General features: G+C 65.7%; 9 protein-coding genes. All 9 read right to left on the bottom strand.

The window, feature by feature from the left end; all coding sequences use genetic code 11:
- Positions 1–107: 107 nt before the first annotated feature.
- A complete protein-coding gene (locus AB3X94_RS12110; RefSeq protein WP_368611638.1) occupies positions 108–3911 on the bottom strand; it encodes a tetratricopeptide repeat protein in 3804 nt (1267 codons plus the stop codon).
- Positions 3908–4195: a hypothetical protein gene (locus AB3X94_RS12105; protein ID WP_368611637.1), complete on the bottom strand. Its 288-nt coding sequence runs from the start codon at positions 4193–4195 to the stop codon at positions 3908–3910. The genes AB3X94_RS12110 and AB3X94_RS12105 overlap by 4 nt, the downstream gene beginning before the upstream one ends.
- 408 nt (positions 4196–4603) lie before the next feature.
- Positions 4604–5794: a porin gene (locus AB3X94_RS12100; RefSeq protein WP_176105972.1), complete on the bottom strand. Its 1191-nt coding sequence runs from the start codon at positions 5792–5794 to the stop codon at positions 4604–4606.
- A gap of 111 nt (positions 5795–5905) precedes the next feature.
- A complete protein-coding gene (locus tag AB3X94_RS12095) occupies positions 5906–7312 on the bottom strand; it encodes an MFS transporter (protein WP_368611636.1) in 1407 nt (468 codons plus the stop codon).
- A gap of 166 nt (positions 7313–7478) precedes the next feature.
- Positions 7479–8804, bottom strand: a complete 1326-nt coding sequence (locus tag AB3X94_RS12090) for an FAD-dependent oxidoreductase (RefSeq protein ID WP_176105974.1) — start codon at positions 8802–8804, stop codon at positions 7479–7481.
- Positions 8805–8838: 34 nt separating this feature from the next.
- Positions 8839–9309 (bottom strand): DUF126 domain-containing protein, encoded by a 471-nt coding sequence (locus AB3X94_RS12085; RefSeq protein WP_368611635.1) that lies wholly within the window; start codon positions 9307–9309, stop codon positions 8839–8841.
- Complete coding sequence (locus tag AB3X94_RS12080) at positions 9306–10592, bottom strand: aconitase X catalytic domain-containing protein (protein WP_176105976.1); 1287 nt, start codon at positions 10590–10592, stop codon at positions 9306–9308. Before AB3X94_RS12080 ends, AB3X94_RS12085 begins: the two co-directional genes overlap by 4 nt.
- Positions 10593–11510 carry a TauD/TfdA family dioxygenase gene (locus AB3X94_RS12075; RefSeq protein WP_176105977.1) on the bottom strand — a complete coding sequence of 306 codons (918 nt, stop codon included), beginning with the start codon at positions 11508–11510 and terminating at the stop codon, positions 10593–10595.
- Entirely contained in the window at positions 11500–12882 is a 1383-nt protein-coding gene (locus tag AB3X94_RS12070; RefSeq protein ID WP_368611634.1) for an MFS transporter, read from the bottom strand. The genes AB3X94_RS12075 and AB3X94_RS12070 overlap by 11 nt, the downstream gene beginning before the upstream one ends.

Here is a 12882-nt window from a genome sequence, read left to right as displayed (position 1 = left end):
TGACTCGCCCGAAATAACGGAAAACGACCAGACTGCCGCGCAGCAAAAGGAAATAACTGGACTGGCAACGCGAGAGGCAAGCGTTCGCCGAAGTCAACGGGACTAACTCAGGCGGGGTCGCCGTCGGAAACGCGACGGATGCCATGCAGGCCACTGTTGCCTTGCCCCTGAGAGCGAGACCGCGAGATGTCGGCCGCCTCTCGCGACGCATCCAGCGCGCCGGCATCATCGCCGACATCCATAAGGCGGGCCGACAAGTTGTTGAGGCTCCTAACAAGGTCAGGTGCAAAGCGGTCTGGGTTCTCGTGTGCGAGACGCCTACGGATCTCCACCGCCTCGCGAATCGCATCCAGCGCACCCGCGCCATCGCCCGTGTCTTTGAGGCGGTCCGACAGATTGTGGAGGCTCTTGGCAAGACTGGGCGCAAAGCGGCCCGGATTCTCCTTTGCGAGCGAGCGATAGATGTTGACCGCTTCGGCTATCGCGGCAAGTGCTCCCGCGCTATCGTTCGCATTGTGGAGACAGCTCGCCAGGTTGTGGAATGTGGCGGCGAGATCGCGAGCGAAACGGCCCGGGTCCTCCTTTGCGAGAGGACTATAGATTCTTACCGCCTGACGGATCGCGTCGAGTGCCCCCGCACCGTCGCCGGCATCGCCAAGGCGGAGCGACAGATTGTTGAGGCTCATGGCGAGAGCGGATGCGAAGCGGCCCGGGTCCTCTTTTGCGAGAGGACTATAGATATTCACCGCCTCACGGATCGCGTCCAGTGCCCCCGCGCCGTCGCCGGCATCGCCAAGGCGGACCGACAGATTGTTGAGGCTCATGGCGAGATCGGCTGCAAAGCGGTCCCGGTCATCCTGTACTAGCCGTCGCCGGAGCTTCACCGCCTCGCGTATTGCAGCCAATGCGCCCGGGCCATCGCCCTCAGTATCAAGACAGTTCGAAAGGGCTTGGAGGCTCGCGGCAAGAGCAGGTACGAAGCCGCCGGGGTTCTCCTGTGCGAGACGCCGCCGGATCTGAACTGATTCGTGGATCGCCGCCAGCGCGCCCGCTCCATCGCCAGCATCCTTGAGGTGGAGCGACAGGTTGTAAAGACTGGTTGCGAGGTCGGGCGCGAAACGGTCTGGATTCTCCTGTACGAGATGCCACTGGAGCTCCGCCGCCTCGCGGATCGCGGCCAGCGCGCCCGCACCATCCCTGGCATTACGGAGAAGGAGCGACAGGTCGTTAAGGCTCCCGGCTAGATCGGGAGCGAAGCGGCCCGGGTTCTTCTGTGCGAGACGCCGCCGGATCTCCACCGCCTCGCGCATCGCGACCAGTGCGCCGCCGCCATCACCGGCATCGGCCAAGCGGCGCGACACGTTGTGGAGGCTGCTGCCGAGATCGGGCGAAAAGCGGTCTGGGTTCTCCTCTGCGAGAAAACGATGGATGTTCACTACCTCGCGCATCGCGATCAGTGCGCCGGCACTGTCGCCGGCATCGTCGAGGCGGAGCGACAAGTCGTTAAGGCTCACGCTTAGATCAGGAGCGAAGTACCTCGGGTTCTCCTGGGCGAGACGCCGCCGTATCTCCACCGCCTCGCGGATCGCGACCAGCGCGCCTACGCCATCACTGGCTTTGGCCAGGAGGAGCGACAGGTTGTGGAGGCTGCCGGCGAGCTCGGGCGAGAAGCGGTCCGGGTTCTCTTCCGCGAGAAAGCGATAGATTTTCACCGCCTCGCGGATCGCGGCCAGCGCGGCGGCGCCATCGCCGGCATCGCCGACGGAGCGTGAAAGGTTGTTGAGGCTCATGGCGAGATCGGCTGCGAAGCGGCCCGGGTTCTCTTGTGCGAGACGCCGCCGGATCGTCACCGCCTCGCGGATCGCGGCCAGCGCGCCTGCGCCATCGCCAGCATCGTGAAGGCGGACTGACAGATTGTTGAGATTCATGGCGAGATCGGGTGCGAAGCGGCCCGGGTTCTCCTGCACGAGACGCCGCCGGATTTCTACCGCTTTGCGGATCGCGGCCAGTGCGCCTGCGCCATCACCGGCATTGTGAAGGCGGAGCGACAGGTTGTTAAGGCTCATGGCGAGATCGGGTGCAAAGCGGCCCGGGTTCTCCCGCATGAGACTCTGCCGGATCTCTACCGCCTGACGGATCGCAGCCAATGCGCCCACGTCATCGCCGACGTTGCCCAGGAAGTCAGAAAGATTATTGAGACTCATGGCGAGATCGGGTGCGAACTGACTTTCGTTCTCCTGCGCGACAGACTGAAAGATATCTACTGCCTCGCGGGCTGAAGCTACCGCGCCCGCGCGATCACCTGCATCACTGAGACGGACGGACAGGTTGTTGAGGCTCGCAGCAAGACCGGGGGCAAACTGGCGCTGGTCCATCTCTACGAGACGCCGCCGGATTTCTACCGCTTCGTGGATCGCGGCTAGCCCGGGCCCGCCATCGCCGGCGTCGCCGAGGCGATTTGACAGATCGTTGAGAATTTCTGCGCGTTCGGCAGCTGGAAGATCAGCCATACCAAGCAGCGCCTGGCCAACTGCGATACCAACCGGACTTAGCCGGAAGCCGACTGCGTTGGCCTCAAGAAAGCCCCGCCATGCTTTGGCACGTTCAGGTTTCCCCGTGACCGCTTCAACAAGCGAGTCACGCAAGATCCGTTCAGCAGGTCCATGCAGAGTAACCAAGTCGTGCATACGCCTGCTCAAGAGTTCGATGTGATCCGCTCCGGTTTCAGACAGTGTCGCCCATACCCAGTCAGCGCGACGGTCCTGAGCATCGATGAGCACCTGTCGCAGCAGTTCGGCTGCAACGATGTCAGGCGCTGGCGATGGAAATCGATTGTCTCTGCACCAGCCCAGCAGACGCACCCCATCGACCACATACTGAGGAGCCGGCAGCCCGATCCCGAGCTCAGGTGCAGCAAGTCGCCGCATCGTTGAAGCGTCGAGGCCGTCAAGCAAAGCCGCGAGCCCGACCAACCGGGAGGCGGCATGCTCTCCCCACCCTGTATTGCGTCCGACTCGATCTAGCTGGGTGCGCTCACGATCGATCAGAGCGGCGACGATGTCTGGCGCTGTCAGGTCGAGCGTCTCGTCAGGTGAGTCCACGAAGTGGACGGCCGCGGCCGTGATCAGCAGGGGTAATGCAAAAAGCTCCGGGCTTTGGGAGAGCCAATTGTCGATTGCAGCACCATCGAACTGTGGCTTGCTGTAGCCACGATGCTGGGCGAGTCGAGAGGCGACACGCTTGAACAAAACCGTCGCTGAGACTGTGGGAAGCGCGCGGATTGCCACCTCATGCGCGTCACAGATGTGTGAAGCACGGGCATCGAGGACGTCTTGTCTCCACTCGTCGAAAGGGCGACGGCTCAACAACAGAATCCGAACCGGCGCGGACGGCTTTTGCCGGTCTTCCCGACCTGCTTCACGAAGCAGACTCCTCACCTGCTCGCGCCATGCTTCGGGATAATCCAATATGACCAATAGCCCCTTGTCAGAAACAGGAAGGGACGCGCCTTGCTCAAGCGCAGAAAAGCCGGCATACCAGCCCTCCGCTTTCAGTCGTTCGGCAAGTTCGGCGGCCAGGCGAGACTTGCCACTGCCTCCGGCACCCACAAGAAACCTGATGCGCAAAGGTTGTCCCGATCGAGCCCAACTGAGGAGTTCGTCGAGTTCGGAACCCCGGCCGATCAGGTCGTCCGCAAGCCTGCACCGCCAGGAGAGTAGATTGAAAACTTCAAAAGGGTCGCCCTGGTTCGGCAAGCCCGAGGCCCAGTCCACAATAGGCGGTGGTGATGGCTGCCGGCCGTCGTACACCTGATAAACAAGACCGGAATTCGAGCCGACGAAGACGTTCCCAACGATCTTTTCGGAGGACACCGCATAGCTGCCCCAACGAAAAAGGCGGGGGAATTTCATTTGCGAATATCGTGAACCAGTTGAGCCGCCGCGATCAATGCGCCCACGATTCCGATCACCCACGCAACGCGGTCACCGTGCGGGGCAGTCCGGCTTGGACCTTCTTTACCCGATGGCGCGGCCATTTCCGAATAGGTTTGCGTCAGGTGGCCTGATTGGTTCCCGACAACGATGTTTCCCTGGACCTTACTTGCCTTCAGGACGTTCGATCGCCTCAGTCTTGCAATTGCGACGACAAAGAAAATCACTGCCAGGCCGTAGACAAGGAATCGTTCGATAGCCATTGGCCGCTCCAAACGTGCGTCTTGTCGAGAATAGTCGATGGCTGGGTGTAATGCCAGCGTCCGCCCAGAGTTTGCCTCGCCCTCGACAATGCGACCTATTCCGACAGTTGGCTGGGAGTTGCACGGCAACCGGACGCATTCGACCACCAGCGCGCTGATCGTGACACAGAATACGTACCCCCGCGAAGACCTCGTGGAGACCATCTTGCGCTACGTGGAAGAGCCATTGGCGGAGCCCACCAGGTGAACCCTTTTGCCGCCTCTATGAAAGGACCGTTTGACCCTGGAAGCGGTCGTAAAGGTGGCGCGGGGTCTTGTGGTTGAGTTGGGTCGGCTAAGGAAGTTCGTCGGTTGAGTCGGGCGGGTCGCTGTGAACTTGCGGGTTCAGCGTTACCGCTGCCGCCTCGCTCAAAACCGATGCCGCAACCCCGCCAGCACCGCAATCTGACTATTCCGCCCCGCCCCAGCCGGTCCGAAGAAGTTGATTGCGACGGTGCTCGCATCGCCGGCCAGACGCTGATAGACCATCGACATATGCAGATCGGTGCGCTTCGACAGCAGGTAACTGATGCCCGCGTCCACCTGATGCCATTTTGGCCGCTCGCCGGTTGCAAACGACGTCGCGCCGCTGCCGGTATAGCCATCGCCATCGGTGAAGATGTAGCCGAGCCCCGCCATCAGCGCCGGCGTGAAGTAGTAGCGCCCGTTGATCTCGTAGTTATTGACACGCAGGCTGTGGCCGCCACGATAGTCGAGCAGCGTGTTGGTGAAGATGAAGTTCACGTTTGCAGCGCCGAACGTATAGCCGGCGCCCAGCGCCGAGATCCGCTGACGCTCGACGAAGCCCGCGTTATAGAAGATGCTGGTCGAGCCGCTGTACTCGTCGCCGATCGCGCCGTTCGGATTGTTCCCCGACGCGAGCCCCGCCGACGGATTGTTCAGCTGCAGGTAGCTCGCGACCACATGCAACGGCCCGCGCAGGTAGTCGACCCCGAAGCCGTACGCGCGGTTGTTGGCGAAGCCCTGGCCGGCGTCGCCGCCCGCCTGGTTGCTGAACGCGTAGAGCGCGCCGAGCTTCAGACCCGCGAGCGGACTCACCTCGTACTTGACGCTGTTGTTCAGGCGAAACGTCTGGAAACTGTCGTCGACGTCGCCGATGTGCGCGCCGTAGATGCTACCGAACATCAGCCAGGACATCAGCGGCGCGACGTAGTCGAACGTGTAGTCGTACTGGCGGCCGAGCGTCAGCTTGCCGTACTGCTTGCTCGCCAACCCTACGTACGCCTGTCGCCCGAACAGCCGGCCACCCTGCGACGACGTGCCGTTCAGTCCGCTGAAGCCCGCTTCGAGCTGGAACACGGCGGACAGGCCACCGCCGAGGTCCTCGCGTCCGAGGAAGCCGAAGCGGTCGCCGCTGCCCCAGCCGGTCGCCATCGACCAGCGCGAGGCCCCTTGCGCCTTGATCGACGACGCGACCGTATTCGTCCAGGCAATGCCCGTATCGATGATGCCGTACAGCGTGACCGAGCTTTGCGCGTCGGCCGTGAGCGGCGCCGCGAAGGCGCAAACCACCGCAGCAGTGCAGACTGCTGTTTTCATTGTGCTTCTCCGGTTTCGATGTAATTGGGTGATGCGGATGAAAAGCCGCGGCAGCGGACCTCGTGCGCGGCGGTGCGCCGCGCACAGCCGGCCCTGCCGCTGCTGCTGGTCCTACCGCTCGGCCGCGGACAGCGGCGGCTCGGCGCCGTGCGCGAGATCGTGGTCGGCGAGGCCGTCGTCGTGCGCATCGCCCGGCCGGTACATGCGACCCAGCACGAACATCAGCGCCGCGACGCTGACGACCGGCAGCGCCGCGACCTGGAACAGCTCGCGCACCGGCAGATGTCCGGCGAGCAGCATCCCGCCGATCATCGGGCCCGAGATCGAGCCGATCTTCGCGACGCCGATCGCGGTGCCGGTGCCTTTCGAGCGGAAGCTGGTCGGATAGACGATCGATGCGACCGCATTGAGACCCGCCTGGGTGCCGGCTACGCAGAAGCCGACGCCGAACACGGCGGCGGTCAGCAAAGCCGTATTCAGGTCCATGCCGAGCGCCGCGACGAGCGGAAAGCCGACGAGCGGCAGACAGGTGACGAGCCTCACGCCGTGGCGATCGATGAAGCGCATCAGCACGAGGCCGCCGAGCGTGCCGCCGACCGAGAACAGCGTCGTCATCAGCGCGGCGCGATGCGCGGCGACGCCGGTCGCCTCGATCAGCACGGGTAGCCAGTTCTGCAGGAAGAACAGCGCCATCGAATTGGCGATGTACGCGAGCCACAACGCGGTCGTCACGTAGCGCAGGCGGCCGGCGAACAGCATTCGTGGCGAGAACCTGGCGACGCGGCGCTCGTCGGTCACGACGAACTGCGCGCCGGGCACCAACGCGAGTTCGGGCCGCACGCGCGCGGCGGTCGCCGCGATGCCGTCGCGGGGCCAGCCTTTCAGCACCTGATAGCGCAGCGACTCCGGCATCACGAACGACAGCCCGGCCGCCACCACGAGCGGCGCGAGCCCACCGACCACGAATACCGCGGGCCAGCCAAAGTGCGGCACGAGCCACACGGCGACGCCGCCGCCGAAGCCCGCGCCGAGCGTGTAGCCGGTGAACATCAGCGTGACCCAGGTGGCGCGCAGCCGCTTCGGGGCGAATTCCGACACCAGCACGAACGCATTCGGCACCGCGCCGCCGATGCCGATGCCCGCGGCGAAGCGCAGCCACAGCAGCTGGTCGACACTCGCCGCCCATGCGGTCGCGAGCGTGATGAGCCCGTACCAGCACGCACCGAGCAGGATCGCGCGCTTGCGCCCGATCCGGTCGCCGATATAGCCGAACAGGATCGAGCCGACCATGATGCCGAAGATGTTGGCGCCGAACACCGGACCGAGCACGCTGCGCTCGATGTGCCACGCGCGAATCAGCGAAGGCGCGGCGAACGCCAGCGCACTGAGCTCGTAGCCGTCGGTCAGCATCACGAGCCATGTGGACGCGATCAGCAGGATCGCGAAGCGGCCGATCTTCTGTTCGTCGATCAGGCGCGACACGTCCACCGTGCGCGCATCGGACAGGGTTTGAATCATCGTCTCCTCCAGAGGTGCCGCGTCGGCGGCCGGGCAGATCCCGGCGCGTCGCGCGATTCCGTCATATCGTCTCTGGCCGGCGCGGCAGTGGGTGCTCGCCGGGAGCCTCCTCGCGGAGCTCGCGCTGCACCTCTTTGGTATTGCCGCGCCGCCGGCGGGTTATAGGTCAGTTCTTCAGATGCGGCGGATCGATGCGATCGACGTTGTCGGCGAGCCGCTCGCGCAGCATGCCGCGATCGATGTCGTGAACACTGCCGCCGTCGGCGAGATCGAATGCGTGCGCGGCCGCCGCGCCCATCGCGATGCACGGCCCCATCACCCGCACGCTCGACAGTGCGGTCGCATCCGCGTCGATGCAGCGGCCGGCCGCGATCAGGTTGTCCGCGTCCTTCACGACGAGGCTGCCGAACGGCACGGTATGCAGATGGTCGTCGCCGAACGGCTTCCATTCATAGCCTTCGGCGCGATCGTGCAATTCGATCGGCCACGACGTGCGCGCGACCGCGTCGGGAAACTGCCGGGCGGCGATCACGTCTTCCGAACTCAACTGCTGCGCGCCGACGATCCAGCGCGTCTGCCGGATGCCAGGCAGACCATAGCTGCGGATGTGCGCGTTGCGATAGATGTGCGGATACTCGCCGCGCAGGAACTCGAACGCGCGGTCCGCCTGGTCGCGGCCGACGAGCGCCGTGTGCGACGCCGCCATCGGTTCGAGCGGCGTCTCGATGTGCGTCATGTTCGCGATGCCGATATTGCGGCCACGGAAGTAGAACACGAGCCCGTCCTTGCGCTCGAGCCCATAGGCGTGCGCCTTTTCCTCGACGCGCTCGCGAAACGCGGGCGGCGTCGGCAGATCGGTTTCGTCGAGGTTTTCGAGCACGATCATCTGCGTGCCGCGAATCGGCGTTTCCGGCTCCTGGCAGTCGAAGCCTGCGAGCCACGTGAGCGCCGCATCGCCGCTCGCATCGACGAAGCCGTTCGCCGCGATGCGCACGTCGCCGTAACGCGTCGCGACTTCCAGCTCGCGCACCCGCCGCTCTTCGCGTACGACGTTGCGCAGCACCGCGCCGAGCACGACGGTGATGCCGGCGTCGAGAATCTTCTGCTCGATCCAGCGCGCGAGCGCAACTTCGTCGTACAGCACGACGGTCGTCAGCGGCCCTTCCTTGTAGTGCAGCGCGCCCTTCTCGCCGAGATCGCGCAGGATGCCGTCCGCGATGCCGTGCGTCACCTGGAAACGCTGCGGCCCGTTCGAGAACAGCCCGCAGAACGTGCCGATGATCGAGTTGACCGCCTGGCCGCCGAGCGCGGGCAGGCTGTCCACCAGCACGACCTTGCGGCCAAGCGCGGCCGCTTCGAGCGCAGCCGACGTGCCGGCGATGCCCGCGCCGACGATGCACACGTCGGCGTCGAGTTTCCAGCCCGTCGGTTGGCCGCCGCGGCGGACGATACGAGTACCAGTCTTCAAAACATTTCCTCCTTGAAAAACCATCGCGGTTGCGCGCGAACCGTCCCGCGCAGCAAGATCAGGCGCGGCCGCGTTTGAGCACTTCGACGACGCCACGCTCGGCATCGACGCGCACCCAGTCGCCGGTTTCGATCACGTCGAGTGGATCGATGTCGAAGTCGGTCAGCGACGGCGCATGGCTCACCACCGCGCCGAGCGCAATCTTCGTGGTCATCTCGTTGAACAGCATCGCGGCCGGCGCCGTGCCGGCGATCCGCGCGATATGGAACTGGCTCGACCAGCCCGACGAACCCTTCGCGCCGGGAAACACCAGCACCGTGTTCGCGAAGCTCTGGCCGCGCAGTTCGTGACGGGTTTCGATGATCGTGCCGGTGCGCGGATCGATGCCGCCCCAGCCCGAGATGCGATCGCGCGTGACGAGCGCCTCGCCCTCGACATAGCCGCCGACCACCTTGCGCCCGCGCAGTACGATCGGTGCGGCCGGCTCAGGTGTGCCTAACGTGTCTGTCGTCTCCTGGTTCGTGCTCATGCGGCCAGCCCTCCTGTCCAGCGGCCGCTCACCGCGGCCTCGATGCAATCGGCCGTGGTGCCGAACCAGGCCTGCACGCCCATGATCGCGGGCAGGTAGTGCGCCTGCTTCGCCGAGTCGAGTGCGACCACGCGCGTGCCCTTCGGCATCACGCGGCCGATCGCCGAGCACGTGTCGGTCATCAATACACCGCCCGCGTCCTCGATCAGCTTCGTATAGCCGGCCTGGTCCGCGAGCTGACGCGTCGCGCGCGCGGTGAAGATCCACAGTTCGGTATTCGCGCCGATGCGGCGGCCTTCGAGTAGCTGGCAGACCTCCCAGATCTGCTCGATCGAATAGTGCGGACAACCGAGCATCACGAAGTCGACCTGCGCGTCTTTCGCGGTGGTGTTCACGCGCTCGTACGCGAGGCGCCGCTCGGCCGCACCGTAGCGAATGACCTCGAGCGGCTTGCGGCCGCGGAACGCTTCGTCGCGCGTGCGCGCCTCCGGCGTCTGGCCGACGATGTGATACATCTCGACACCGCCCGAGGACGCCGCGGCCGCGCCGAAGTGCTTGAGCTTCGGCAGGTTCGGCACGTCGCGCAGCCCGTCGATCACCGGAATGCGGTCCTGCACGAGTTCGCCGACGTAGTAGCCGAGCAGCCCCCAGTCCTGCACCGTCTTGACGTCGATGCCGAGCTCGATCAGATGCGTGCCGCTACGGTTTTCGTCGAGGTGCAGACCCCAGTACGGAATCTTGCCGGTCAGCATCGCGGCGCCGGTGCTCTCGCGCCCTTCCGCGTTGGTGCGCGCGCCGAGCACCGCGTTGATGTATATCACCGCCGACGACTCCATCCATGCGCAATGCTCGCCGCGCACCGGCACGTTGCCGGTCAAATATGGCGCGCAGGTGTTCAGTGGCTGGATGCCGAGCCGTCCCGTGAATGCCTCGCCCTGGCGGTACAGCTTCACAACCTCGCCGTCGATGCCCTGACGCTGCGCATGCTGCGGGTCGAGGCCCTGCTGCAGATGGCTGCTGAACACCTTGGCCTTCGGCACCTCGACTACCTCAGGGCTATCGAGGTTGAATTCGGAAAACACCGCGTCGAGGCCGCCGTGCTTCGCCGCGTAATCGCGCAGGAACGGCATCGTCGCGCCGACCGTGCCGCATACGTTGTTCGTGTCCACCAGCCTCGGCGCGCCGAGTGCTTCGCCGTAGCGCACCAGCAGATCCATCGCGCGCTGCACGGCCGCACCGTCGCGGCCGTCGAGCATCGCCCGTTCGTCGTCGTTCAGCTGCATTTAGCGCACTCCGTGGACAGGTTCGAGTAGCTCCGCTTGCGGCGCCGCGTGCCGGTCGATGTCGACCGTCGTCGCGCGCCGCAGCTCGCGGCGGACCGACAGATCGTGACGGCGGCCCCGGTGCAACGTGCAGCGGTTGTCCCAGATCACGAGATCGCCGGGCTGCCAGCGATGCGAATACACGAAGCGGCGCGCGGTCGCGTGTTCGAGGAGGTCCATCAGCAGCACGCGTCCTTCGGCAAGCGTGCGATCGGCGATATGCGTCGCGTGCGCGCCGATGAACAGATGCCGGCGTCCCGAACCGGCGTGCTCGCGCACGAGCGGCCAGCGCACCGGCGGCAGCGCGTTGCGCTGCTCGTCGCTGTAGTCGGTGTCGCCGAGCAGGAAGCGCGAGTGCAGCGCGTAGTGCTCCGCTTCGAGCCCTTCGAGTTCGCGCTGCTCGCGCGGCTCGAGCGCATCCCACGCGGCGCGCATGTCCGCGTACTCGGTCTCGCCGCCCGACTCCGGCACGACGACCGCATGCAGCATCGAATAGCGCGCGGCCGGCTGCTGAAACGAACTGTCGCTATGCCACAACTGGTTCGCCAGATTGCCGACGATGCGCCGGTGCGCGCGGTCCGCGATCTGTCCGGATTCGTCGACATTCGAAATGTCCGCGAGCTCCTGATACGCGAGCCGCGCATGCGGACGCGCGACGCGCTTGAAGCCGAGATCGAGCGGCCCGAGCGAGCGCGCGAACGCGAGCTGCTGGTCCTGCGTGAGCGGCTGTCCGCGGAACACCAGCACCGCGTAGCGGTTCATCGCGGCATCGATCGCGCACGCGAGCTGTTCGGAAACGGGCGCCGTCAGATCGATGCCTCTGGCGAGGCCAACGAAGTCCGGACGCGCGGCGTCAATGGGAACGACTTCAAGCGGCATGGGCTGCTCCTGTTTGAGGGTTGTCCGGCGCTGCATCGTCGCGGCGACGATGCAGACGGCCGAGAGCGAACGCGAGCACCGCGACGAACGCGACCGGCACCGCGCCGAGGAAGAACAGCTGCTCGACCGGCAGATGCGCGGACATCAGCATCCCGCCGATCACCGGCCCGGCGATCGCGCCGATCTTCTGGATGCCGACCGCCGCGCCTGTGCCTTTCGCGCGCAGCGCGGTCGGATAGACGAGCGCCGCGACCGCGTTCAGGCCGAACTGCGTGCCGACCACCGTGAAGCCGGTCAGGAACACGGCTGCCACCAGCATCGGGCCGGGCAGTCCGGTGCCGAGCAGCGCGACGAGGGGCGTGCCGACAAGCGGCAGCGCGGTGATGATGATGGCGCCGCGCGTGTCGACGAAGCGCATCAGCGCGAGGCCGCCGAGCGTGCCGCCAAGCTGGAACATCGTCGATACGAGCGCCGCCTCGCGCGGCGCAAGGCCCACGCTTTCGATCAGCACCGGCAGCCAGCTGCTGAGGAAAAACAGCGCCATCGAGTTCGCGATGTACACGGCCCACAGCACCGGCGTCAGCGCGCGCAGCCGGCCCGCGAACAGCAGCCGCAGCGAGCCGTCGCGGCCGTCGCCATGTGCGTCACCACCCGAAGCGCCGCCGGTCACGAAGCGCGCCCCCGGCGCGACGTGGAAACCCGGTGCGATACGTGCGACGATTCGCGCGACTTCGGCGTGACGGCCCTTGAGCGTCAGGAAGCGGATCGACTCGGGCACCGCGAACCACAACATCGCGCTCGACACCAGCGGCGCGATGCCGCCGATCACGAACACTACCTGCCAGCCGAACTTCGGCACGAGCCACGCGGACACGAGCCCGCCGACGCTGCTGCCGATCGTGTAGCCGGTGTACATCAGCGTGACCCACGTCGCGCGCCAGCGCTTCGGCGCGAACTCCGTCGTGTACGCGATCGCGTTCGGCACCACGCCGCCGATGCCGATGCCCGCCAGGAACCGCAGCACGAGCATCTGGTCGAGCGCGGTTGCGCGCGACGCCGCGAGCGTGAACCCCGCAAGCACGACGCTGCCGATCACGATCATGCGCTTGCGGCCGATCACGTCGCCGAGGTAGCCGAGCACGAACGCGCCGATCATCGTGCCGAACACGAATGCGCCGAACACCGGGCCAAGCACGCCGTGCTCGAGATGCCACGCGCGGCTCAGCGCCGGGGCCGCGAAGGCCATCGCGGCGAGGTCGTAGCCCTCGGTCATCATCATCACGCCCATCGCGACGATCAGCAGCACACCGAAGCGGTTCGTCTGCTGCCGCTCGATCACCGTGCCGATGTCGATTACGGTTTGGTCGCCCAT

The organism is Paraburkholderia sp. BR10923 (assembly GCF_040948765.1).
In the GTDB taxonomy this organism is placed as follows: Bacteria; Pseudomonadota; Gammaproteobacteria; order Burkholderiales; family Burkholderiaceae; genus Paraburkholderia; species Paraburkholderia youngii.
Note: the sequence above shows the minus strand (reverse complement) of the source record. Positions and strands in the feature narration are given on the sequence as shown.